The organism is Nonlabens ulvanivorans, assembly GCF_032922765.1.
Classification (GTDB): Bacteria; Bacteroidota; Bacteroidia; order Flavobacteriales; family Flavobacteriaceae; genus Nonlabens; species Nonlabens ulvanivorans.
This window is the reverse complement of record NZ_CP136694.1, coordinates 1,496,376-1,520,552: the sequence shown is the minus strand read 5'-3', so window position 1 is coordinate 1,520,552 and position 24,177 is coordinate 1,496,376. Positions and strand designations below refer to the sequence as shown.

General features: G+C 35.6%; 23 protein-coding genes. 12 read left to right on the top strand and 11 right to left on the bottom strand.

Translation table 11 applies throughout. The features are described 5' to 3' along the window. Positions 1–83: 83 nt before the first annotated feature. Positions 84–644 (top strand): hypothetical protein, encoded by a 561-nt coding sequence (locus R1T42_RS06835; RefSeq protein ID WP_317291797.1) that lies wholly within the window; start codon positions 84–86, stop codon positions 642–644. Between the two features lie 53 nt (positions 645–697). Here R1T42_RS06835 and R1T42_RS06830 read toward each other — a convergent pair whose 3' ends face one another. Continuing rightward, positions 698–1,564, bottom strand: coding sequence for an EamA family transporter (locus R1T42_RS06830; protein WP_317291796.1), 867 nt, complete (start codon positions 1,562–1,564; stop codon positions 698–700). Next, complete coding sequence (ribD, locus tag R1T42_RS06825) at positions 1,561–2,574, bottom strand: bifunctional diaminohydroxyphosphoribosylaminopyrimidine deaminase/5-amino-6-(5-phosphoribosylamino)uracil reductase RibD (protein ID WP_317291795.1); 1,014 nt, start codon at positions 2,572–2,574, stop codon at positions 1,561–1,563. The genes R1T42_RS06830 and ribD overlap by 4 nt, the downstream gene beginning before the upstream one ends. A gap of 272 nt (positions 2,575–2,846) precedes the next feature. On the opposite strand from ribD, the gene R1T42_RS06820 reads away from it, so the two are divergent. The 3 genes from R1T42_RS06820 (at position 2,847) to prmC (ending at position 4,634) form a co-directional block, all read left to right on the top strand. Next, entirely contained in the window at positions 2,847–3,323 is a 477-nt protein-coding gene (locus R1T42_RS06820) for a GNAT family N-acetyltransferase (protein WP_317291794.1), read from the top strand. A 1-nt stretch (position 3,324) separates the two neighbouring features. Next, entirely contained in the window at positions 3,325–3,474 is a 150-nt protein-coding gene (locus tag R1T42_RS06815) for a hypothetical protein (protein WP_317291793.1), read from the top strand. A gap of 314 nt (positions 3,475–3,788) precedes the next feature. Then, on the top strand, positions 3,789–4,634 hold the full coding sequence (gene prmC / locus R1T42_RS06810; protein ID WP_317291792.1) for a peptide chain release factor N(5)-glutamine methyltransferase: 846 nt from the start codon (positions 3,789–3,791) through the stop codon (positions 4,632–4,634). A gap of 197 nt (positions 4,635–4,831) precedes the next feature. Here prmC and R1T42_RS06805 read toward each other — a convergent pair whose 3' ends face one another. From R1T42_RS06805 to R1T42_RS06795, 3 genes are read right to left on the bottom strand one after another with little or no spacing between them, the layout of a single operon-like run. Then, complete coding sequence (locus tag R1T42_RS06805) at positions 4,832–7,321, bottom strand: beta-mannosidase (protein WP_317291791.1); 2,490 nt, start codon at positions 7,319–7,321, stop codon at positions 4,832–4,834. After that, on the bottom strand, positions 7,311–8,042 hold the full coding sequence (locus R1T42_RS06800; protein WP_317291790.1) for a copper homeostasis protein CutC: 732 nt from the start codon (positions 8,040–8,042) through the stop codon (positions 7,311–7,313). The genes R1T42_RS06805 and R1T42_RS06800 overlap by 11 nt, the downstream gene beginning before the upstream one ends. A gap of 1 nt (position 8,043) precedes the next feature. Then, positions 8,044–10,311, bottom strand: a complete 2,268-nt coding sequence (locus R1T42_RS06795) for a beta-N-acetylhexosaminidase (protein ID WP_317291789.1) — start codon at positions 10,309–10,311, stop codon at positions 8,044–8,046. Positions 10,312–10,360: 49 nt separating this feature from the next. Between R1T42_RS06795 and ligA the strand changes: the two genes are divergently transcribed. After that, positions 10,361–12,415 (top strand): NAD-dependent DNA ligase LigA, encoded by a 2,055-nt coding sequence (ligA, locus tag R1T42_RS06790; protein WP_317291788.1) that lies wholly within the window; start codon positions 10,361–10,363, stop codon positions 12,413–12,415. Positions 12,416–12,418: 3 nt separating this feature from the next. Further along, entirely contained in the window at positions 12,419–13,222 is an 804-nt protein-coding gene (locus R1T42_RS06785; protein WP_317291787.1) for a hypothetical protein, read from the top strand. Here the strand turns inward: R1T42_RS06785 and R1T42_RS06780 are convergent. The 6 genes from R1T42_RS06780 to R1T42_RS06755 form a co-directional block, all read right to left on the bottom strand. Continuing rightward, complete coding sequence (locus R1T42_RS06780) at positions 13,215–14,498, bottom strand: ammonium transporter (protein ID WP_042270113.1); 1,284 nt, start codon at positions 14,496–14,498, stop codon at positions 13,215–13,217. The two genes, R1T42_RS06785 and R1T42_RS06780, sit on opposite strands and share 8 nt — an antisense overlap. Before the next feature lie 178 nt (positions 14,499–14,676). Next, positions 14,677–15,075, bottom strand: a complete 399-nt coding sequence (locus R1T42_RS06775; protein ID WP_317291786.1) for a hypothetical protein — start codon at positions 15,073–15,075, stop codon at positions 14,677–14,679. Positions 15,076–15,093: 18 nt separating this feature from the next. Continuing rightward, a complete protein-coding gene (locus R1T42_RS06770) occupies positions 15,094–15,552 on the bottom strand; it encodes an ASCH domain-containing protein (RefSeq protein ID WP_042270116.1) in 459 nt (152 codons plus the stop codon). Then, complete coding sequence (locus R1T42_RS06765) at positions 15,549–17,585, bottom strand: GNAT family N-acetyltransferase (protein WP_042270118.1); 2,037 nt, start codon at positions 17,583–17,585, stop codon at positions 15,549–15,551. The genes R1T42_RS06770 and R1T42_RS06765 overlap by 4 nt, the downstream gene beginning before the upstream one ends. Positions 17,586–17,597: 12 nt before the next feature. Beyond that, the gene (locus R1T42_RS06760) at positions 17,598–18,524 is read right to left on the bottom strand and encodes a bifunctional metallophosphatase/5'-nucleotidase (protein WP_317291785.1); all 927 of its coding nucleotides are present in this window, start codon (positions 18,522–18,524) and stop codon (positions 17,598–17,600) included. An 11-nt stretch (positions 18,525–18,535) separates the two neighbouring features. Continuing rightward, positions 18,536–19,321, bottom strand: a complete 786-nt coding sequence (locus R1T42_RS06755) for a 5'-nucleotidase (RefSeq protein WP_317291784.1) — start codon at positions 19,319–19,321, stop codon at positions 18,536–18,538. 38 nt (positions 19,322–19,359) lie between these two features. Here R1T42_RS06755 and R1T42_RS06750 point away from each other — a divergent pair, with 38 nt between their 5' ends. The 6 genes from R1T42_RS06750 (at position 19,360) to porD (ending at position 24,097) form a co-directional block, all read left to right on the top strand. Further along, complete coding sequence (locus R1T42_RS06750) at positions 19,360–19,872, top strand: DUF6913 domain-containing protein (protein ID WP_317291783.1); 513 nt, start codon at positions 19,360–19,362, stop codon at positions 19,870–19,872. A 1-nt stretch (position 19,873) separates the two neighbouring features. Then, on the top strand, positions 19,874–20,755 hold the full coding sequence (gene dapA / locus R1T42_RS06745; RefSeq protein ID WP_317291782.1) for a 4-hydroxy-tetrahydrodipicolinate synthase: 882 nt from the start codon (positions 19,874–19,876) through the stop codon (positions 20,753–20,755). A 116-nt stretch (positions 20,756–20,871) separates the two neighbouring features. Continuing rightward, a complete protein-coding gene (locus R1T42_RS06740) occupies positions 20,872–21,666 on the top strand; it encodes an outer membrane protein assembly factor BamD (protein WP_036584515.1) in 795 nt (264 codons plus the stop codon). Positions 21,667–21,674: 8 nt separating this feature from the next. Next, positions 21,675–22,001, top strand: a complete 327-nt coding sequence (locus tag R1T42_RS06735; protein WP_006795545.1) for a DNA-directed RNA polymerase subunit omega — start codon at positions 21,675–21,677, stop codon at positions 21,999–22,001. Between the two features lie 7 nt (positions 22,002–22,008). Beyond that, complete coding sequence (gene coaBC, locus R1T42_RS06730; RefSeq protein WP_042270223.1) at positions 22,009–23,217, top strand: bifunctional phosphopantothenoylcysteine decarboxylase/phosphopantothenate--cysteine ligase CoaBC; 1,209 nt, start codon at positions 22,009–22,011, stop codon at positions 23,215–23,217. Further along, on the top strand, positions 23,192–24,097 hold the full coding sequence (gene porD, locus R1T42_RS06725; protein WP_317291781.1) for a type IX secretion system protein PorD: 906 nt from the start codon (positions 23,192–23,194) through the stop codon (positions 24,095–24,097). The genes coaBC and porD overlap by 26 nt, the downstream gene beginning before the upstream one ends. Positions 24,098–24,177 lie beyond the last annotated feature (80 nt).

Below are 24,177 nucleotides of genomic sequence, written 5' to 3'. Positions count from 1 at the left end.
TTAAAGTTATGGTAAAGAATAGTTGAATGTTAGTTTTAACGTGATAATCTATTTCATTTGCAATGTAACCCAAAAATCAAAAAATGAAAAAGTTATTTGCCATCTTAATTTCAATTATAGCCTTAACAAGTTGTGATACTGAGGCTCTTGATCCAGGGTTAAATCCTGTTGCAGGTGGAACAGGCGGCGGTAGTGTAGATGCTACATTAATCGTCGGTAACTGGTTATATACAGATGTAGAAACTAATACTACAACGACAACTACTGTTTCCGGTACACCAGTATCAATAACAGCTTCTGTTGAATATGTAAGTTCCAATGCTATAATGACCTTTAATGCAGACGGAACATACGCTATAACGGGTGATCTAGAGTTTGAAGTGATTAATCAAGGTGTTTCTCAAGGTAATCAAACTAATACTTTTAACGACTTAGGGACCTATACCGTTACAGGTGACATATTAAGATTCAATAGCGCATCACCTAGTAATGTGACTCCTTTTGATGATACTACAACACTAACTATTACCACTTTAAATACCACAGATTTATCAATTGATATCAATGGGTTATCTACGCAAACTACTGGTGGTGCATCCATAGAGATTTTAATTGATGGGTTTGCAGATTTTGAAAGACAATAAGCAATACCAACTTTATTATATTAAAAGCTTTTCTTAACAGGGAAGCTTTTTTTTTACGCTTTCGCGAAAGCAATCATCACAATAGCTACAATGGCTACCACTATTCCTATATAATTTTTAGGAATCAGTTTTTCCTTAAAAATGACAATACCTAACAAAGATGTGAAGAGTACTGTTCCCACGTGATTTATAGGATAAACCACACTACTTTCCATTCCGTTTTTAAGAGTTTTAATGATGAAATAAATAGAAAAATAGTTAGGTATTCCTAAAGCAATTCCGCCAATTATACTGCGCATAGTCAATAAACGTTTTTGAGAAGCTTCATAAATAAGAACTATAATTCCTATTATAAAAGCCATTGCAAAACACATCGAACTAAAAAGAGGTTCTTCGCCATCTGGCACATGCATCTTTTCGGCATACTTAAGTGTGGTGTCTATTATACCGCTACCTAGGAATAATATGATTGGAAATATAAGTAATCGTTTATCTAGCTGTATGCCATCTTTTGTTTTAACAGAGGTCAAATAAACAGAGATTAGAGCAAGTAAGATTCCGATTATTTTCATCCAGCCTATGGACTCGTCATAGAGCCATATGCCTGCAATAACCGGTATAACCAGTGACATTTTACCTGCGACGGCAGCTACCGACAGTCCATTCTTTTGACTGGTAAGTGCCATAATATTGAAGATGAAGATAAACAGAGCTCCTAAAAATAGGGCATAATACAACCAGTCTGCATTTATAATTTGCTCAAAATTTGGTATACTACCATAAGCAACAAAACCAGTAATACAAGCCACTATATAATTAATGATTATAGCATGTAGTGTGTTGATTTTAAATACTTCAAAGTATTTAAAAATCACATATAAAAAGCTTGAAACCGTAATACTTAAAACGAGCCAAATCATTTTTTTCTATATATTTTAAGCACATCGTTTGCTATCATTTTTCTAGAAAGCATTGAGTAATCACCACTTAAAACAGGAGCTTGTAAACCTTGATGAAAAAGAACATCAGTTCCCATAAATTGATAAGCTTCATCCCATAAACCAGCATCAATAAATGATTGAATGGTAGTAGTTCCTCCTTCTATAATAACAGATTGAATGTCATTTTGATAAAGACTATTGAGAATCTCTAGCGTGTCAGAAGAACTGAGTTCAAGTTTTAAAGTGACCGCAGCATCATCCATAACTTGATAGTCAGATGTGATGCTGTTTCTTGAGTCTGGTATGACTCTAGTCGGGTTATTGCCCGACCAGTCGCGACAGGTAAGCGATGGGTTGTCATCGATAACTGTTTTAGCGCCTACTAAAATCGCATTTTCTTGGGCTCTCAGTTGATGCGATAGTTGTCTAGAATATGGATTAGTAATCCATACTGGTTTTTGTTCGTTCTTAGTTTCTGGTGTAATAAATCCATCAGAGGTTTCGGCCCATTTTAAGATGATGTAGGGACGTTGTTTTCTGTGAAACGTGAAGAATCGCTTATTGAGTTCGTTACATTCATTTTCTAAGACGCCTACTACGACTTCAATTCCAGCTTTTTCTATAGTCGCAATACCTTTTCCCGCTACCTTATCGTGCGGATCTAGCGTTCCTACGACTACTTTTTTAAAGCCTTTTTGGACGATCATTGATGCACATGGTGGTGTTTTACCAGTATGTGAGCATGGTTCTAGATTGACGTATATTGTCGCTTTCGCGAAAGCGTCTTCATCATAACCCTTTTTTTCTGCATCGCGTACAGCGTTTACCTCAGCATGCGGTTCTCCAGATTTGAGATGCCATCCTTCACCTATAATCTCATCATTTTCAGAAACAATCACGCTTCCTACTAGCGGATTAGGATACGTCGTTCCCAATCCATTTTGCGCCAGTTGCAAGCAGCGTTGCATGTATTTTTCTTCTGTAGTCATCTATAGCAAAGGTAAGTGACTAATAAAAATTTAAACTTATACTTAAACTTAAATTTAAAGCTCAGTATTAAACTTTAAGATTGAGTAGAGTGTTGTCACATTGAGCATGTCCAATCGTAATCAAAGTTCAGTTTTGAAAATTTAAATAAATACGATTAATTACACCTAGCACTTCCATAAATTCAGCGCAAACTTGTCTAATTAATTTCTAGGGCTGAAATCTTTTAGAATTTATTAAATAAAATTGAAGCTCATATTTCTAACTTCGCTTTATGAAAATTCGCAAAATTCTTCCTGAAGATAACCAAGCTATCAAAGAGATTATCCAAGCCTCTATTTTAGAACATGGCGCTCCTAAAATAGGAACCGCTTACAGCGATGCGGCAACACAAACGATGTATGAACAATATCAAAAACCTCGCAGAACTTACTATGTGATAGAAGTTGATGGAGTAGTGGTAGGTGGCGCTGGAATTGCACCATTAGATAATTATAATGGTAATGTGAGCGAACTTCAAAAAATGTATTTTAAACCAGAAGTACGTGGTAAAGGATACGGAAAGAAAATGATGATGACTTGCCTAGAGCGCGCCAAAGAATTACAATTTGAAAGTGTTTACTTAGAGACTATGGATAATATGTATGACGCTCAAGGATTGTACAAACACGTTGGTTTTAAATTACTTGATGGTCCATTAGGTGATACAGGTCATTTCTCTTGTCCGGTGCAAATGCTTTTAAAATTCTGATATGGCAGAAATACTTTTACGAATTTTATTTTGGCCACTCATAAAAATTGGTTCCTTTATCTGGAGCCTCATTGATATAGGTGGATCTGTTAAAGAAGGAATCGATCAAAATAATGCTCCCCATGGGAAAGATGGACAGCCAAAAAAGTAAAAACTGATTTTTAATAATAAAATGATAGTTTTTAAAAAGGCATTGGAAAGTCTGTTGTAAAAAATGATAATGTGTGAAACGTTAAAAGGAAAAGAATCTCTCAATAATAATTAATTGCCAGATATGTTTTCTAGTCCAAGATTTTGTAATTCATAGATCTTGGTGTTTTCCTTAGTGAGCACATTGAAATTTTTAGACAGGTGTTCCACAGCCTAGACTTTTTTGGTTCGTTTTTGCGGCAATGGCAAAAATGAACAAAGCTGTTATTATTGAATTAATGTTTTAATACCAGATATCATATTTACCTTTACAAAATGACATTGAATCAAGTAAAATCCCTTTATCAAGAACAACTGGCTCCAATATATCCAGAAAATGAGATCCACAGCATTCTTCAAATCGTTTGTGAAGACTTATTGAACTGGTCACGCTCTGATTTTATGATCAAGGATCGAGAAGAACTGAGTCATCTTCAAGAAGAAATATTGCAAAAGTCTTTAAGAGAACTGCGTACTTCAAAACCTGTTCAATACATCACCGGAAAAGCTCATTTTTATGGTCATGAGTTTATGGTTAATGAACATACGTTGATTCCGCGTCAGGAAACAGAAGAACTGGTTGATATGATCATCAAGGATCATAAAGCAGAAACTTATTTGAATATTATAGACATAGGAACAGGAACTGGATGTATAGGATTATCACTTAAAGCAGCAAAGCCTGATTGTATAATCACATTGATGGATGTTTCTGAAGAAGCACTCGTTATTGCTCAATTAAATGCAAATCATATAAAAACTCCAGTAAAAACGATTCTGCAAGATGTCTTGGCTTTAGATGAATTGCCTGAGAAATATGATGTCATCGTGAGCAATCCACCGTATGTGAGGGATTTAGAGAAGAAGGAGATACATGATAACGTATTAGAAAATGAACCACATCTAGCGCTTTTTGTAGAAGATGATAAGGCATTAATTTTCTATCGTAAAATTATGGAACTTTCTAAAAACGCTTTACAACCTAACGGAATTCTATACTTTGAAATTAATCAATACTTACCAAAAGAAATGAAAGCGCTAGCTACAGAGCTAGGTTTTGAATCTGAAGTTTATAAAGATTTGAATGGGAATTATAGAATGATGAAGTGTTGGAGAGAATGAACTTCAACTTGAATTTGAAAATGGACCTTAATTAAAAGTTGTCACGCTGAATTTATTTCAGCGTCTCCTAATTACAGCGGTATAAGGCTATTAGTTCATACAAGTCTTAGGTTTTCATTACCGTCAGATTCTGAAACAAGTTCAGAATGACAAGTTTTTGGTAATGTCAGTTGCGCAAGACGGAACTTAGCATTGGCTTAATTCTTCATCAACCCATTCAAAGTCTTATACCTAAAATCAGGCTCTTCATCACTATCAGTCTCAAAGCTGATGGTCTTTTTGCTATTAGGTTCTAAGTTGAAAAAGTTATCACTGAAATGGCCTTTAGTTTTAGTGTAAAGGAAAACATCTTTTGCAAAGACATTAGACTCTACGTTGATTATGAATTTATCTTTTTCTTTTCTATAATCGATTGATATTTCAGCATGTGATAACTTCAAATCCTTCGGCTTTTCCAAAAAAGAAATCACTTCCTTATTACCATATTTAGTAACCACATAAACCTCACTAAAATCTATATTGACATTATTTAAATCTACTGAGTTTACTAATTCACTAGAACCAGCATCAACAAATGCGGTGCTGCTATCTTCAAATTTTCTATACAAGACCTTCCCATAAAAGTCTTTAAAGAGTATTTCAAAGTCTCCAACCTCAGTTTCCATATTATCATTTACCACATAAGTTTTCAATGTATCATTTTCCACTACATTACTAATCAACACATTCTCAAAATCACGCTTCACTTGATAATGTAAGGCTTTCCAATTACTGAAATAATCGATACTGGACCAGCTTACTGCAGGCCAGCAATCGTTGAGTTGCCAGTATAGCGTTCCCATGTTATAAGGTCTAGCTCGACGGTGCGCTTGGATACCTTTGGACATTCCATAAGCTTGTAATAGCTGACTTACATACACATAATCTCTATCGTTTGTAGGAACTGGGAAATCACGTTCCATATATTCTCTTATCAATTCATTTCCACGAGCGTGTTTTTGATGCGAGGCATAGTCCTCTGATTGGATATTAACCGTTCCATTTTTATTAATATATCGTATCGCCTCATAAGATGGATGAGACTGAAAACCAAACTCACTCATAAATCGAGGCACGTGCTCTTCAAAATGCTCAAATGGGTATGCGTCATGCCACACGCGCCAGTCATGTGCATCGCCTTCAAATTCATATTTAGGATTCCCACGACCGTATTCTGGCGAGCTTTCCCAGTAAGGCTCTTTGGTAAGTTCGCTCACATATTTAGGCATTGCAATTTGAAATACGGCTCGATAATCTTCCCAGATACTATCGCGTTCGGCTTGAGATCTTCCTTCTTGCCAGCCCCAATTGTGCCACGCCTCACTAGTCTCATTATTACCACACCACAGCGCAATACTACTGTGATTTCTCAACCTAGTGATTTGTTGAGTAATTTCATTGGTTACGCTTTCGCGAAAGCGTGCATCACCAGGATACATCGCACAAGCAAACATAAAGTCTTGCCAAACAAGGATGCCTTTTTCGTCACATTTTTCATAAAAAATATCGTTCTCATAAATGCCGCCGCCCCAAACGCGTAGCATGTTCATGTTAGCTTCCTTGACATCACTCAGCAATTTTTCATAATGATCATCAGTAACCAGATCCTGCATCGAGTTTTGCGGAATGTAATTAGCACCTTTCATGTAAACGGGCACATCGTTGACTTTAAAATAAAAGCTTTCACCGTGCTCGTCTGGCTCGTTGACAAGCTCTATGGTGCGTATTCCGGTTTTCAACTTTTGAGAATCAATAAGCTTACCTTCTTTAGAAACCAAAACTTCGATATCATACAAATAAGGTTCACCGATGTTGTGTGGCCACCATAGTTGCACTTGCGGAATTTCAAAATGGATTTCAAACTCATCTTCTTGAGCCTTGGGCTGATAATCTTGTTCCCAGTAAAGGCTATCGTTGACTTTGATTTTATAATGTAGTAATTCTGTGCGCTTATCAGAGAGCTTGATTTGTGCCGTTAGATTTGCTGTAGAATCTTGTACAAAATTCTGTTTGATGTAAACATCATCGATTTTAAAATTATCATAAGCCTCAAGATAAACTGGTTTCCAAATTCCCATAGTGTTCAATTCAGGTCCCCAATCCCAACCATATTGATATTGAGCTTTACGTGTATAAATTCGGTTTCCTTCTGGTAAGGTGTATGGATTTAATGTTGCTTTTTGTGCTTCTATTTCTAGTGGTGACTTGATTGTAACATAAAGCTCATTTTCTTCTTCAACAAATAGTTTTACATCTATTGACCAATTAAGAAAAGCATTATCTGTTTTTAGAATATCATGGCCATTAAGTTCAATACTGGAATAGGTGTCTATTCCTTCAAAATTTAAGGTAATATGTTCTTTGGCAAGTGTTGCTTTATCAACTGTGAAAACCGTTTCGTAAATCCAGTCTTCTTCTGTAATCCATTGCAAACGGTCTTCATTATTTCCTCGAAAAGGATGTTTTATAAAAGGCAACAATTCTTTATGAACTGTAGATGGAATTTGAGCCGAATCTGATATCAAACTATAGTCGGCTTCTTTTAATAGCGACCAGTTGCTCTCTAAATACTGGCGTTCTACATTAGGACGTTCTTCTTTACAAGAGCTTATGAATATCACTAAAACTAATAATAAACTAATCCTCATTTTCAAGGTTTTTAAGGATGGTCATTATATTCTCTGAATTAGAAATCACTTCTATGTTTTCTTGAAGAAATTTAGGCGAATTCATAGGAACTTTTTCTTCGTTAGTTTGTTGGATGATTTCTGTTGCACTAGCGTGAATTTCTTTGAAATTTGCTTTCGCGAAAACGGAACAATTACCAGCATTAATCCCACCACCAGGCATGATGATTAACTCATTACTTGAGATTTCTTGATAACGCTTTAAGTTTTCTATTCCGTCAATAGCTTTAGAATGCTGTCCAGAAGTAAGGATACGTTTTGCACCTAAATTCACTAAATCCACAACAGCTTGTTCTGGATTTGTGATATGATCAAAAGCTCTATGAAAGGTAAAAGGTAATGGTCTGGCGAGTTCTATCAATTCACTCGTACGTCTGATGTCTATTTTGAAATCTGCAGTCAATACACCACAAACTATTCCAGCACAACCTAGTTCTTTACATAGCTCTATATCACGTTTCATGATATCAAAATCGGCATTGCTGTAAACAAAGTTCCCAGAACGTGGACGTATCAATACCATGACTGGAATATTCAATTCTTCCATTACTTTTTTAAGCAATCCATAACTAGGTGTAATGCCACCAGTACCTAACTCACTGCATAATTCTATGCGATGTGCACCAGCTTTTTGAGCGTTGAGAGCACTTTGATAATTGGATGCGCAGATTTCTAGTAACATACTATTTGATGATGATTTCGTCGATGAATGTCCAAGCTTTATTTCCAGCGCCTTGATGGCCGTCTGGAATGGTGCCGTAGTTGGGTATGATAAGTTTAAAATCTCTAAATTTCCTATGAATTGGAAAATTGAAAGTATATTCAATTAATGAACTATTTAATTCAATAATTTCGTGTTTGATAGGTTCTTCAGTTTCACTTAATTTTAAAAACACTTCTCTTGGCGAGTATATCCATTGTCCGTTTGAATTATTAAATCTCAGAGTAATTGTTTTGCAATGACATACAGCATCAAGACTAAGGTCAATCTCAATGTCTTCTCCCCAAAATCCTAACCATTCACTATCGCCATATCGAGAGTCACTTCCTTTAATTCCGTTGATCAATCCATTAGCACCACTTCCGGGATAAGATTTATGTGGCGCTTTATTGATACTAATTGTCGCGTCTACACCTTTATGGTAATGGAGTTCTTGAGTAAATAAATGACCGAGTGGTTCATCATCATCAAAAACTTGAGCTTTTAAAGTCATATCTGCAGTAAAAGGAATAGGAGATTCATAAACCGTAGAAGATGAGTCAGGTTCAGATCCATCAGTTGTAAATCTTATTTCTTTTCCGATAGTTTTGGTGCTTAACTCATATGCTTGATTTTCATTTAAGGTTCCTTCAATTTCATATAAATGGTTGGCATAGTTGATATCCATCTCATCTAATCGTTTATGAAAATATTCCACGCGATTTATAAAACTGTCATAGTTTTTATTTTCGTCTGCACTCCATGCAACTTCGCTCATCGCCAGCATGCGTGGAAAAGCCATGTATTCTACTTGCTCACTGGTCGTCATATATTCTGTCCATACATTTCCTTGAACTCCTAAAACATGAATAGCTTCTTCATCGTTTAGTTCTACTGGAATTGGGTTAAAATGATACACTTTCTCAAGCGGTAAAAATCCGCCTATCGCTAGTGGTTCATCATCATTTTCACTTTGATAATAGTCAAAATAAGCGTGCGATGTCGGCGTCATGATCACGTCATGCCTGGCTTTTGCAGCTTCGACAGCTCCATTGGTGCCACGCCAGCTCATTACTGTAGCATTAGGTGCGAGTCCACCTTCTAAAATCTCGTCCCATCCTATGATTTGTCGACCTTTTGAGTTCAAATATTTTTCCATGCGCTGGATAAAATAGGATTGCAATTCATGCTCGTCTTTTAATCCATTTTCTTTAATCACTTGTTGAGCGACATCGCTTGTTTTCCATTGGGTTTTCGGTGCTTCATCGCCACCTATGTGAATGTATTTGGATGGAAATAATTCCATCACTTCGTCCAGTACGTTTTCTAGGAATGTAAAAGTTTCTTCGCTAGGGCAGTAGATGTCTTCAAAAACGCCCCATTTCATAGCAACTTGGATATTATCACCTGTGCAACCCAATTCTGGATAGGCGGCGATGGCGGCTTGTGCATGACCTGGCATTTCTATTTCTGGGATAATGTTGATGTGTCTCGCTTTCGCGAAAGCGATCACCTCACGAACTTCTTCTTGTGTATAAAAACCACCGTATGTTGCACCGTCATATTGATGTGGTGTGTCGTTGTAATGACCCAATAAAGTGCTGTCACGATAAGCGGCTACTTCTTGTAATCGCGGATATTTCTTAATCTCAATGCGCCAGCCTTGATCATCTGTAAGGTGCCAGTGAAAGTTATTCATTTTGAGCATGGCCATCGCATCTATGTATTTTTTGATGAATTCTACATCAAACATATGTCGTGACACATCGAGGTGCATACCACGATATTTAAAACGTGGTTCATCTTTTATCGTGATTGCTGGAATATGAATTTCGGTGGTGTTATTTAGATCTACCGGCATTAATTGTATGAGGGATTGAACGGCATAGAATGCACCTGCATCGGTACTGGCTTTTATAGTTATATTATGCTCGTTACTTTCAATCGAATATCCTTCTTTTGATGAAATACTGTCATCGTATTCCAGAATTATTGAGTTAGTCTCGCTGTATTTTGTTTTCCAAGTGCGACCTGATGCGTGTTCTAGAAAGTTGTTCAGGAAGTTATAGGAAGCTGTAAAGTCATCATTATTACTCAGTGTAGTTTCTTCATTAATAGTGAAGTGTCCAGCATTTACTTGTAAGGATTGAGGTGCAGGAATAATGGACGGACTTAATAATTTTACCTGAGGCTCAGCACATGAAAACAGTGTTAATATCAAACTACAAAGAATTAGAAATCTAGCGCTCATTATCGTATTTTAGAATCTTAAAATTTGAGCAGAAGATAGCACATTTTCTATGAGTCCAAAAGAACAAATACAATCCTTGCGTGATGAGTTGCGCGAGCACAATTATAATTACTACGTTAACGATAATCCTACCATATCAGACTTTGAGTTTGATAAGAAACTGGAGCAATTAAAAACGCTAGAAGCTGCTCATCCAGAGTTCTATGACGCGACCAGTCCATCTGTACGTGTAGGTGGTGAGGTCACTAAAAATTTCAATACCGTTAAGCATATCAATCGCATGTACTCGCTAGATAATTCTTATTCCATAGAGGATTTGCGCGATTGGGAAACGCGTATCAAAAAAATAGTAGATGGCGAAATTCAGTATACTTGCGAGCTTAAATATGATGGTGCTAGCATAAGTTTGCATTATGAATACGGAAAGTTTGTTCAAGCTGTAACTCGTGGTGATGGAAATCAAGGTGATGAGGTCACGGCAAATGTGCGTACGATTAAGTCTGTGCCGCTACAATTAAAAGGAAACGATGTTCCTGAGAAGTTTGAAATACGTGGTGAGATTGTATTGCCTTGGGATGGATTTCATAAAATGAATGAAGAACGTGCAGAGCAAGGACTGGATTTATATCGCAATCCACGTAATACGGCTAGTGGTAGCTTGAAACTACAGGATAGTGCTGAGGTGGCAAAAAGACCATTAGATTGTTTGCTATATCAACTTGCTGGTGAAAATCTACCAGTAAAAAGTCAGTTTGATTCTTTAATGCTTGCGCGAAAATGGGGTTTTAAAGCACCTCAAGAAAGTAGATTAGTCAACTCCATAGAAGAAGTATTTGAGTACATCAATCACTGGGATGTAGCTCGCAAAGAGCTACCATATGAAACCGATGGTGTTGTGATAAAAGTGAATTCGCTTGATCAACAAGATGAGTTAGGCTTTACTGCCAAAGCTCCTAAATGGGCGATGGCTTATAAGTTTGCGGCTGAGCAAGTATCGACGAGACTAGAGGAAATTACCTATCAAGTAGGTCGTACTGGCTCTATCACACCAGTAGCCAATCTAGAAGCTGTAGAAATATCTGGAACTACGGTAAGACGTGCAAGCCTTCACAATGCAGATCAGATAGAAAAACTAGATATAAGAGTAGGCGATGAGGTATATGTAGAAAAAGGTGGTGAGATCATTCCTAAAATAGTTGCTGTAGATTTAGCTAAACGACCAGAAAATTCCACTCCTACGGTTTATGCTACGCACTGCCCAGAATGTAATACAGAGTTAGTTCGTAACGAAGGAGATGCAAAGCATTACTGTCCTAACGACATGGCCTGTCCACCACAAGTGAAAGGTAGGATTGAGCATTTTATTTCTCGCAAAGCGATGGATATTGATGGGATAGGAGCAGAGACTGTAGGTCAGTTAGTCGACGCAGGTTTCATCAACAACTATGCAGATTTGTACGATCTAACGGTGGAGCAGGTTTTACCGCTAGAACGCATGGCACAAAAAAGTGCCGAGAATATGATTAATGGAATAGAGGCTAGTAAGCAAGTGCCTTTTGAGCGTGTGCTGTTCGGGCTAGGGATTAGATATGTAGGCGAAACAATAGCTAAAAAACTAGCTAAACATTATAAAAATATTGACTCGTTATTTAATATGCCAGCAGAACCAGAAAAGACTTCTATCGATTTGTTTGCTGATGTTTCGAGCGCCGCAGATAAGAAAATAGAAGAATTAACCGCTGTTCCAGAAATAGGAGAAAGTATTGCTCAATCTCTAGTGGAGTTCATCCAGAATGAGGATCAAATGGCGATAGTAGAACGCTTAAAAAATGCTGGTCTACAATTTGCATTGAGTGAAGAGCAATTAGAAGGCCAGACTGACAAGTTATCTGGTAAAAGTTTTGTGATTTCAGGTGTTTTCGAAATGTCTAGAAATGATTTAAAGAAGCTGGTAGAGGATAACGGTGGTAAGAACTCTAGTTCTATTTCTAGTAAGACTGACTATTTGATCCGTGGTGATAAAATGGGACCGTCTAAACTTGAAAAAGCAGAGAAATTGGGTATAACGATGATTAGCGAGCAAGAGTTTCTTGCAATGATTTAAAATATGAAAAAGGTATTGGTGTTTGTGGTGTTGTTAAGTTTCGCTTTCGCGAAAGCGCAAACCTATTCTTCAAAAATCATCCCTAACAATACGATGTTATTACATGGATTCATCGATGAATATCCCATTACTATGTATGTGGAAAGCAACGGTTATTGTGAATATGAGCAAGAATTCTCAGGCTGGTATAAATATGATAATAGTACAGAGTCTATTCCTATCCTTTTTTATTACTCAGCATATCCTGAAGAAGATTCCTTTAAAATTTATGCCAAATATGATGGTGATTTTGAAACTGAAGTTGATGAAGAGTATGCTTGTCAAGTATTAAATTATGATGAGGTCTTTGAAACTACTGCAGTGAATGGTATTTTCAATGATTTAAAATGGCATAAAAGCAATTCTAATACGATATTAAAAACTTGGTTTGAAGGTAATCCACAAGAACAATTTTGGGAACTAGGTAGTCAAGAAGTTTATCTAATTAGAGATGAACAAATTATTTTAGATCTAGGAGCGTTAGATTTCTCCTATGCTTATGCTGTTGATGTTATAGGCCATAAAATAGTAGACGATGTCAATCATCTACTAATAGATATTTCGGTACCGTCTAAATCTGGTGGTAATGGCCGAGGAATGTGCGGTGGTGGCGAGGAAATTTACATTTTATACATCAGACTTGATGAGAATGATAAGTTGATTTATAGTGATCAAGCCAAGGTAATAAGTTGCTTTACAGAAATAGATGAATCTGCATTCATCTATGACGCAGCTTTTCCCGAAAAAGGTATCACTAGATCTAACTAACTTCTTCACCGTGTTGACTAGCATCTAGTCCGCGCTCTTCTTGATCGTCTCTTACTCTTATAGGTATCAATATATCAACCAGTTTATAGAATAACAAACTACCACCGAAGGTAAATACAGAAACACCTATAAGTGCTATGATATGCCACATAAAGGTTTCTGTCTCGCCATGGACAAGTCCAACATCTTTGGCAAAAACAGCAGTCAAAATCATACCTACTATTCCGCCAACTCCATGACTAGGGAAAACGTCTAGTGTATCGTCAATACCGGTTTTAGAAAATAATGAAATAGCGATATTACTAGTAATCGCAGTAGCAAATCCTATAAATATACTTTGTGAAATAGTAACAAACCCAGCTGCTGGAGTAATGGCAACCAGTCCGACAATAGCACCGATACATGCGCCTACAGCACTCATTTTGCGATTTGAGAAACGTTCATAAAACATCCAGGTGATCATGGCGGTGGCACTAGCGATATTCGTATTGGCAAAGGCTATGGCGGCATCTGCATTTGCGGCTAACGCACTACCAGCGTTAAAACCGAACCATCCAAACCATAGCAGTCCAGTTCCTAAAATAATGTACGGCACATTTGCTGGGTCGTGTGTGATTTTTTTACGTTTTCCTAAATAAACTGCTCCTGCAAGAGCTGCAAATCCTGCACTCATGTGAACTACTGTTCCGCCGGCAAAATCTAGTACTCCTAGATTGCGCAACAATCCGTCAGGATGCCAAGTCATGTGAGCTAAAGGCGTGTATATGAATATAGTAAACAATACCATGAATAAGATATAGCTTCTAAAACGAACACGTTCTGCAAAACTACCTGTGATTAATGCTGGTGTGATGATGGCAAACTTCAGCTGGAAAAGAGCAAATACTAAAAAGGGAACGGTTCCTGCAAAATCTGGGTTAGGAGCAAGACCTACATCTTTAAAATTAAAATAAGTCATCGGATTTCCTATGATGCCATAATAGCTTTCTCCAAAGGCAAGTGAGAAACCTACAATTACCCATAGTATACTTACCACGCCTAGTGCTACAAAACTTTGCAACATGGTAGATATCATGGATTTTTTGTTGACCATACCGCCATAGAAAAAGGCAAGTCCTGGAGTCATTAATAATACAAATGCTGAAGCGATTAACATCCATGCGGTATCGCCACTGTCAATGGCGCTCATATCACCATTTTCTGTATAGGGATTACTAAACGTTAAACTGATAAGTACTAAAACAGCTAAAACTATAAAATTAACCTTCTTGCCCATTTGAAAAAATTTGAATTATTTTTCAAATATAGGGTATGTGCTTTAAAATTATATAAAATTTATAGTTTGGCCCTATAAATTTAGGGGCTGATGGTTTTTAAAATGTAATAAATGATGTTGTCTCGGCAATATTTTTGGGGTGTTTAGGTAAAAATTACACTTGAGTATTTGAGTAGTTTTATTTGGATTTCATGAGTTTGATGAAAACATAACCAAAAAATACCATGAAGAGAAAGTCATTTAAACCATAGATGGAGTAAAAAATTCCAGCAATTAAATCTTTATCATACACCTCTTGAACACTGTTATTTGAAAACCAATATCCATAAGCAATGACATAGCATAGTTTTTCAAGAGCAAATACACCAACTAGCCATTTCACTTTATCAAAAACTTTAGCCACGGCTATAAAAGCAAGACCCCAAACCATAATCATAAGTAGTCCAAAATAGGACATCACTACTGGATCTGTTTCTGGAATAACATCATTGGTGAAACCCTTTGTGAAAAAAAGAATACCTATGGTGTTTATGATCCCTGAAAGTATAAATCCTTTAGTGATGGTTGATTTGGTCATATTATTTTGCTGTCAAATTTAATGAAACAATATTTTCTTCAAATTAATAAAGCCTACTACTGAATCATTAAAATAATAATATGTTTGAGGAGGTAAGAATTTAGGGACCAATGTTTTCAGTGTTTTTAATTCTATATTTTTATGTTTAATATCAATGATGTTTTCAAGTACTATTGCATACGCTTTACTTGAAGATTTGTAATATTGGTCAAATTCTTTACTGGTAATACCTGTATTAGATAATTCATCAGCTTTTAGTCTATCAGGTGTTGATTTGATAAATTGTTTTATAGTGCAAATCGCATATAATTTTTTTACAGGAGATGTTACATAGATTATTAAATTATCTCCTGGCTTAACTTTTTGTGGAAGAGATTTTCTTAATTCTATGGTTTTCTCTCCATTGATAATCTTTTCAGCATATTTTTGGTGCACAGATATTAATACAGTGTCTCTATTAATTATTGGAGAGATCATAAATTCATACCCTTTTTGTAAAATGAAATAAATGTGGATGACTTTATGTTAATTGGAGTTACCGCCATAAAGTTTTTATCTTCATTTGCTAAAAACATTTCTTTTACATCATTTAAATAAATTTTATTAGTAAATAACTCCGTATCAGAAAATATAAAAGCCATGATTTTAGATCTCTTTTTTGATAATTCTGAAATATCTCTCCACTCAAATATGCCTAAAGATTCGAACTGTTTGAATAAATTTTTACCAGAATCTATAAAAACATCGTCAATGTAAGATGAGGCACAAATATAACCTGGCTCACCGGTGGTTTTGTTTTCGCTATTATACCATAAGATTCTTGATGGTGAGGAAATGATTTTTGGTTTAGATGATCTGTAATAGACGTTCTGTCTGTTTAAAAGTAAATTAAATTTGGGTTCAAATAATTCTAGCTTATTTTTTGAATTATCATTAAATAGTTGTTCCGACCAGAATGGTTTTATCGGTACGATAAAACATGGTATTTCTAAATCTTCAATTTTTAGTGGAGATAAGAATCTTTCTTTTAAGTAATTGGACGGTATTGCAGTATTTTCACTTAATTGATTAACTTTATTATTAATTAATTCGATTAATTGTTTAGGAAAGCTGAGTTTTTCTGTTTTCAGGACTATTCTCTTAAGGTTTAGCTTTACCCATTCTGTATTATTTAAAATAAAACGTCTATCACCAATTGATTGAGTTAAGTCCTCATCTAAATGTGTTTCAGTTATTCTTATAATCTCTCTTTTTTCCAGTGATGCGTTCAATACTAATTGATTTAACATGTGTTTACAAAGGGTGGATCTGAGCTTATTTTTTAAAAACCTAAAGACTGGAATTATTAATTCGTTTTCATTAGTGCGATCTATTAAAATTAATGCAATTTCTGAATGATTTTTTTGAATGGTTATCAATTCAAAATCATTTGGTCTAGATAAAGCAATACTTAGCGTTTTTTCAAATTTGTTTTTCCTTTCCTGTTCTTGTTTAAATAAGTTAGTATATGTTGAAAAATCTTCCGATTGGACTCGTTTGGATATTATCTTAGATCCTATTATATCTTTGGGTTTGTATTTCGTTGATTGTGTTATCTCATCTAAATGAGTTATAAATTCGCTGGGCAGATATAAGGTTAGATCAAATTGATTAAAATAATTTTTATTTGAAAGTAGAACTTTGTCTCTAGTAATGAAATATGATGCATTTCCTGCAATAGCGAATGCTAAATGGCGGATATCTGAAATGTCATTTTGTTTCTTCGTAGGAAATTCCTCAAGTAATTGATTTAAAGTCTCTTCAAAGATTTCACGCGAGGAATTTGGTAATACTTTAAAGTGACTGATTAAAGCTCTACTTGATTTTCTTATCTCTTCAGTTTGGCCTCTATTAATTTCGATATAAATTTCATTAGTGACATATAGATCAACTTCACTAGATAGCCAATCACTTTGTAGAGATAAGCTTTCTTCTTCTCGTTCATCTTTAATATCTAAAAATATATTCATGTCAATCACAGAAATCGCCTTGTTGTTTTGCTGATATTCTGAGGTGATGGAAAAAAGATTTTTATGGTTGTTAGAAAACCACCATATAGTTAGAGGTAAACCTAATTTACTTCGGCCTTTTTTCTCCTTAATAGGTATAAAGTCAAAACTTTCCCAAACTGAATTTATTCCATAATCATTTCTACAACTTAATTTTATTCCTTCGTATTCTTTAGAAATGCTTTTAAGATGTTGAACAAGTTTATTAGCTACCTTCTTTTTTCTGTGAGAAGAAGCGACACAACAATGTACTATTGTTACGCGGTTAAAAGAATTTCTCCACAGTAAATAACCCATCAGCTCATCTGTCTTATTGTCAAATAAGCCAATTATTTGATTCTCAGTTGCATGTTTTTTAAACGCAGAATAAGGTAAAAAACCTAAAGTTTTTGAGTTATTGTCTCCAAGTTCAATTACTTTTTTGAATTCTGAAGAATCTATATCATTAATAGTTTTAATCACGATCAATAGCTTTTAAATCTTATAAACCACGTCGGCTCCTTTATCGATCTTTCCTTCTTTAAAGTAAAAGTCAATACGACCGAGATTGATCCCATAACAGCCTACTTGATTCACCATAACATCTTTACCAGCGGCATTTTTAACGATTTCTGGTGCGTCCAGAAAAGTATGTGTGTGCCCACCTATGATAAGATCTATACCTGATGTGGCTGCTGCAAGTGATAAGTCAGATACTCTGTCACCTCTATATGAATAACCTAAATGCGACATGCAAATTACTAGATCGCATTTTTCTATTTCACGCAGTGTTTTAATTTGGTCTTTTGCGACTTCTATAGGGTCATTGTAAACGGTTTCCTTATACATTTTTGGGTCTACTAATCCGTCTAGTTTTATTCCTACACCGAATAGCCCGATGCGCACACCATCTTTGACCATTACTTTATAGGGTTTAGTGTGTCCATCCATGATGGTGTTTGAGAAGTCGTAATTCGAGATCACAAAGTCAAAATCTGCATTAGGTAATTGCTTATACAGGCCTTCTATACTGTTATCAAAATCATGATTTCCTATGGTGGCAGCATCATATCCCATCATAGTCATCAATTTAATCTCAAGCTCACCGCCATAGAAATTGAAATATGGAGTACCTTGAAATATGTCACCGCAGTCCAGCAATAAAGTATTGGGGTTTTCTGTCCGTACTTTATTAATCACAGCAGCCCTGCGAGCAACACCACCACGACCGTCGTTACGACCGCCAGAAATAGGTTCAATGTGAGAGTGTGTATCATTAGTATGTAAGATGGTGATTTTCTTAGTTCCAGGTTCTAATTCTGGTCCTGTAAGAATACCATTTGCAAGAGCATAGTTAGACCATAAAGCCGCACCAGCTACCATTCCAGCACTTGTATTGCGTATAAATTTTCTTCTTTCCATTTTCTTGCTTATTAATCGATAACCTCAAATCGGTTGTCACGTTCAAATTTAATTGTGTCCACTTTCTTGAAGTAATCTATAGTTGCATTACGTATTTTGTAATCTATTTTCACCATAGGCGCATCTTTAAAAAAGCTCATATCATCACCACCGCTATACAAGTAATCGCTAGTTGCTACGGTATATATTTTATCTTTATCTAGCGGCTTGTTTTGTATAGTAACCATATTAACGCTGTTGTCTGCGTTTAAAATAATTTGCATTCCGTCAAATGGATGAGCTTTTTTACGATCGATGATGTAATTGATTAATTCATTCATCTTTTCGCCAGTAAGTTCAACGATGGTTATTTCATTGTCAAATGGCATGATTTCATAAGCCCTTCTCATTGTTACTGGTCCGGCAGGCATTCCCGCTCTAATACCACCATGATTTAGTAAAACTACATCTATGTCTTTTCCAGTACGAGATTTATAAATAGGAGCTCCTTGTTCACGTACCATTGCTGCGAGCATGTTACCGATAGGAGTGTTGTACTTATAATCGTTTTTATTCATGGAAGCAGGATTGAAGCTTAATTGTTCATCCATTTGAGCGTCTAACGATTTTTTGAACGGAGCGATGTACGCATCTATTTGTACGACGCTTTGTAGCGTGCTGTCGATATGAGTCTGCGAGCTCGATATTTTAGTAAGTTGTAAATGATCTGATTTGCAAGAGGTTGTGATTAATAACGCTTTCGCGAAAGCGAGATAGAAAAAAGCCTTTCCCAGTCGCTTATAAATAGATGTTTTCATGTCCTATTGTGCTACATTTGTACAGTTAGTAAAAGTACATGATTTTTAACGGAATTAAGCGCCGCTGGTTGCGCAAAGAACTGCAGAAATTGCAAAAGGAGCAAGTTAGGCCGTCTATTAAATGGCCTCAATCGCTTGTGGTGATATATGACGGTCAGCAGGTTTCTGACATAAGTCCTTTTTTAAAATGGGCAGAAGAGTTAGGGATAAAAGAAGATGCGGTAACATGTATAGCTTACGTAAATGATAAAAAGAAATCTACTATAACCGACGCTCATTTAATTGATCGAAAATTAATCAAATGGTCTGGTGGTATTACTGATTCTGAAACAAAGGAATTACTAAGTAAAAATTTTGATTTACAGATCAATCATTTTAATACTGAAAATGATTTGATAGACTATGTGAGTCTGGCGTTGCCGTCTGGTTTAAAGGTGGCTTATGGTAGTGATAATGAATCTCTTTTTGATCTTTCCATAAGTGTTGATCTTAAGGATTATAAAGGATTAATAATAGAATTAAAAAAGTATTTAAAAATATTAACTCAATAAAATGCAAGATTTAATAGGAACTGGTGTAGCATTGATTACACCTTTTACTGCCGCTGGTGAGGTAGATCACAGCGCATTAGAGCAAGTGGTGAATTATCAAATTGATAATGGAATTGATTATTTAGTAGTATTAGGTACTACCGGAGAGAGTGCAACTTTAACTCTTGAAGAAAAAGAGGCTGTAAAATCAACGATAACTAAAGCAAATGCTGGAAGATTGCCTATGGTATTGGGTATAGGTGGTAGTAATACGGCTGCTGTAGTTGAAGAAGTTAAAAACACAGATTTAAACGATTATATAGCCATCTTGTCTGTTTCGCCAGCTTACAATAAGCCTACGCAAGAAGGTATTTACCAGCATTTTAAGGCTGTGGCAACAGCTACAGAAAAAGCAATTATTTTGTATAACGTGCCTGGTAGAACGGCGTCTAACATGGCGGTTGAAACAGTTGTGCGACTTGCACATGATTTTGATAATATAGTGGGAATCAAGGAAGCAGCTGGAGATATTGTACAAGCCATGAAATTAATTCAATATACTCCTAAAGATTTTCTAGTGATATCTGGTGATGATATGATTACATTGTCCATGGTGCTTGCAGGTGGAGCTGGAGTTATATCAGTGATAGGTCAAGGATTGCCTCAAGGTTTTAGTGATATGGTGCGTTATGGTCTTAATGGTGATGTTGAAGAGGCGTTTGAATTGCATTATAAAATTGCTGCAAGTATCGATATGATTTTTGAGCAAGGTAATCCTGGTGGAATTAAATCTTTGCTAGCTTCTCTAGGGTTGATCGAAGAGTATCTTAGGTTGCCATTGGTGCCTGTAAATGAAAACTTAAAGTCTAGAATAGATGCATTCTTAAAGCAGTATGAGGCTTAAGGTAGATTAATTAATCTTAAGCATTATACTTCATTTCAATTATATGCGTTAGTTGCATAGACAACTAAGAAAATATGTATAAAAATTGTACTTTTGCAAACCATTTAAAATTGAGTATGAAAAACTATATTGTTTTACTTCTTTTAGCGATTATGGCAGTAAGCTGTGGACCTTATCAGACTGCTTTAAAGTCTACCGATAATGAGGTGAAGCTAGCTATGATTGATACACTTCTTAAAAGAGAGAAGTATAGCAAGGCTGTTAATCTTTTTGATCAAATCATACCGCAGTATCGAGGAACAGATAAAGCTGAAGCGTTGTCTATTAAATATGCAAAGGCACTCTATGAAACTAGAGATTACCCTAATAGTGCATATCAATATGAGCGATTTGTGCAATCACATCCTGCGAGTGATAATAGGGAATACGCCGCTTTTATGGGAGCAAAAAGTCATTATCATATGTCTGCTGTTTATTCAAAAAGTCAGGTGAATACGGATCGGGCTTTGGCAAAATTGCAAGACTATATCAATTTATATCCAGATGGAGAGTATGCAGAACAGGCAAACGGTTTAGTATCTGAATTGAGATTTAAATTAGATCGAAAGGCTTATGAGATTGCAAAGAATTATCATCACCGTAATAGATATATACCAGCGATCAAGAGTTTTGAAAACTTCATTGTACAACATCCTGGTTCTGAATTTATGGATGATGCGCAATTTTATCTGATAGATTCACAATATTTATATGCTTTAAAGAGTAGAAATGAGCTAGTTCCAGAAAGATTAGAGCTTGCTACAAAATATTATAATACCTTTGTCTCTCGTTTTCCAACCAGTGAGTATCGTGAGGATGCAGATGAGATCATGGAAAACATCAACGATTATAAAATAAAGAATAACATCTAATTTCAGTTATGGATACTAAAAACATAAAAGCGCCAGCAAGTACTATTACTTATAATAGGGATAATTTAACTAATCCTACAGGTAATATGTATGAGGCTATTTCGATCATAGCAAAGCGTGCTGAACAAATTAATACCGATGTAAAGGAAGAGCTTATTGAAAAGTTAGAAGAATTTGCTACCTATAATGATTCTCTTGAAGAAGTTTTTGAGAACAAAGAGCAAATTGAAGTTTCTAAATTTTATGAGCGTCTACCTAAGCCTCACCAGATTGCTGTTCAAGAATGGTTAGACGGTAAAATATATTTTAGAGATACTTCTAAATCAGAAGAGTAATCTAATGATTTCGGTTCTAAGTGGTAAAAATATATTGCTAGGTATAACCGGTGGTATTGCTGCTTATAAAACAACTTACCTTGTGCGCCTGCTTATAAAAGCGGGCGCCACTGTTAAGGTGGTGATGACTCCATCTTCTAGAGAATTTGTCACGCCATTAACACTTTCTACATTATCTAAAAATCCTGTTTTATCATCTTTTACTAATGAAGATGATGAAAATGATACATGGAATAATCATGTTGAGTTAGGTTTATGGGCAGATTATATGATCATCGCACCAGCAACTGCAAATACCATGAGTAAAATGGTTTCGGGAAATATTGATAATTTTCTGTTAGCTGTTTATTGTAGTGCAAAATGTCCGGTTTACTTCGCTCCGGCGATGGACCTTGATATGTATAAGCATGCTTCTACACAATATAATTTTGAGCAGCTATCTAGTTATGGCAATAAAATGGTGCCTGCGGGCACTGGAGAGCTTGCTAGTGGTCTGACTGGTGAAGGTCGTATGGCTGAACCAGAAGATATCGTAGCTTTTATTGAAAAAGATATCGAATCACAATTGCCGTTAGTGGGAAAAATATGTCTTATTACGGCTGGCCCTACCTATGAAGCAATTGATCCTGTAAGATTTATAGGGAATCATAGTAGTGGTAAGATGGGAGCTGCACTGGCTATGGAGATGGCTTCTAAAGGTGCTCAGGTCATTCTAATCATGGGACCTAGCCACGTATTAACTGACCACCATTTAATTCATAGAATTAACGTTAAGACTGCTCAAGAAATGTACGATCATGTGCATGAAAATATCAATAAAGCAGATTATGCTATATTTAGTGCTGCAGTGGCTGATTATAAACCTATAAATCCTGCTGATCAGAAAATAAAAAAGAAGTCCGAAACGTTAACAATTCAGTTGGTTAAAAATCCTGACATATTAGCTAGTGTTGGTGCTATGAAAAATCGCCCTTATCTAGTCGGTTTTGCTCTAGAGACGGAAAATGAGCTGGAGCACGCTTTCGCGAAAGCGGAAAAGAAAAATACAGATTTACTTGTATTAAACTCGACTCGTGATAAAGGTGCAGGATTTGGAAAAGACACAAATAAAATTACACTGATTGATAGGAATCAAAAAACATCTGTTTTTGATACGAAACCTAAAACAGAAGTGGCAAAAGACATCGTTAATGAAATTATTAAAAGAACTCTTTAAAGTATTGCCCTTATTCTTCTTGCTAGTTATGGGGACTTCTCATGCGCAAGAGTTCAACGCAGTGGTACAGGTTAATGCGCAGAATGTTGCGCAACCTAATCAGACTATTTTTAGAACCTTAGAGACTTCTATGCAGGAGTTTATTAATAATACTGAGTGGACTGATCAAGATTATAGAGATGAAGAAAAGATTAATTGTTCTATTGTTTTTGTAATTACTGATTATGACAATGATCGGTTCAAAGGGAATGTTCAAATATCCCTTTCTAGACCTGTTTTTAACTCTTCTTATTCATCTCCTATATTTAATTTTAAAGATTCAAATATTGAATTTGAATATCTAGAGTATGCACCGTTTTTTTACAATGCAAATCAGTATGAAAATAATTTAACCTCATTGATTTCATTCTATATTTATACCATGTTAGGTATAGATGGAGATACGTTTTCTCTTAATGGTGGTCAAGAGCATCACATCGAGGCACAACGTATTGTTAGTTTAGCACAACAAAGTAATTCTGTAGGATGGAAGGCTACTGATGGTCAGGGAACGCGTTTTCAATTAAATGATGATATGCTTTCTCAAACTTTTAAAGAATATAGAGAAGTTTTGTATGGATATCACAGTAAAGGAATGGATTCATTTGCTGATGATCAAAAGAAGGCTAAGTTACTCATCAGTGCTGAGATTTTAAAATTAAAAGCTCTTAACAGCCGAAGGCCCAATAGTTTAATACAGAGGTTATTCTTTGATGCTAAGGCAGATGAGATTTTAAGTATATTTTCTGGAGGACCAGCTGTCGATATTAGAGAACTCAAGACTGCTTTACAACAATTAGCGCCTAATCAGTCCTCAAAATGGCGTAATATTAAGGTCTAGAGCTTTGGTAAGATGTTTTAAATTATCTAGATTTAAACATTGTAACGTAGTACAGCTTTTGTACTGCTTAATGTCTTAAA

Coding starts and splice junctions, on each gene's coding strand:
- R1T42_RS06755 (WP_317291784.1), bottom strand. CDS start 19,321: ATGAAAACATCTATTTATAAGCGACTGGGAAAGGCTTTTTTCTATCTC.
- R1T42_RS06830 (WP_317291796.1), bottom strand. CDS start 1,564: ATGATTTGGCTCGTTTTAAGTATTACGGTTTCAAGCTTTTTATATGTG.
- R1T42_RS06735 (WP_006795545.1), top strand. CDS start 21,675: ATGGATACTAAAAACATAAAAGCGCCAGCAAGTACTATTACTTATAAT.
- porD (WP_317291781.1), top strand. CDS start 23,192: ATGAAATTATTAAAAGAACTCTTTAAAGTATTGCCCTTATTCTTCTTG.
- ligA (WP_317291788.1), top strand. CDS start 10,361: ATGAGTCCAAAAGAACAAATACAATCCTTGCGTGATGAGTTGCGCGAG.
- R1T42_RS06800 (WP_317291790.1), bottom strand. CDS start 8,042: ATGTTACTAGAAATCTGCGCATCCAATTATCAAAGTGCTCTCAACGCT.
- R1T42_RS06760 (WP_317291785.1), bottom strand. CDS start 18,524: ATGGAAAGAAGAAAATTTATACGCAATACAAGTGCTGGAATGGTAGCT.
- R1T42_RS06815 (WP_317291793.1), top strand. CDS start 3,325: ATGGCAGAAATACTTTTACGAATTTTATTTTGGCCACTCATAAAAATT.
- prmC (WP_317291792.1), top strand. CDS start 3,789: ATGACATTGAATCAAGTAAAATCCCTTTATCAAGAACAACTGGCTCCA.
- R1T42_RS06785 (WP_317291787.1), top strand. CDS start 12,419: ATGAAAAAGGTATTGGTGTTTGTGGTGTTGTTAAGTTTCGCTTTCGCG.
- R1T42_RS06835 (WP_317291797.1), top strand. CDS start 84: ATGAAAAAGTTATTTGCCATCTTAATTTCAATTATAGCCTTAACAAGT.
- R1T42_RS06775 (WP_317291786.1), bottom strand. CDS start 15,075: ATGACCAAATCAACCATCACTAAAGGATTTATACTTTCAGGGATCATA.
- R1T42_RS06740 (WP_036584515.1), top strand. CDS start 20,872: ATGAAAAACTATATTGTTTTACTTCTTTTAGCGATTATGGCAGTAAGC.
- R1T42_RS06780 (WP_042270113.1), bottom strand. CDS start 14,498: ATGGGCAAGAAGGTTAATTTTATAGTTTTAGCTGTTTTAGTACTTATC.
- dapA (WP_317291782.1), top strand. CDS start 19,874: ATGCAAGATTTAATAGGAACTGGTGTAGCATTGATTACACCTTTTACT.
- R1T42_RS06795 (WP_317291789.1), bottom strand. CDS start 10,311: ATGAGCGCTAGATTTCTAATTCTTTGTAGTTTGATATTAACACTGTTT.
- R1T42_RS06770 (WP_042270116.1), bottom strand. CDS start 15,552: ATGATCTCTCCAATAATTAATAGAGACACTGTATTAATATCTGTGCAC.
- R1T42_RS06805 (WP_317291791.1), bottom strand. CDS start 7,321: ATGAGGATTAGTTTATTATTAGTTTTAGTGATATTCATAAGCTCTTGT.
- R1T42_RS06750 (WP_317291783.1), top strand. CDS start 19,360: ATGATTTTTAACGGAATTAAGCGCCGCTGGTTGCGCAAAGAACTGCAG.
- R1T42_RS06820 (WP_317291794.1), top strand. CDS start 2,847: ATGAAAATTCGCAAAATTCTTCCTGAAGATAACCAAGCTATCAAAGAG.
- ribD (WP_317291795.1), bottom strand. CDS start 2,574: ATGACTACAGAAGAAAAATACATGCAACGCTGCTTGCAACTGGCGCAA.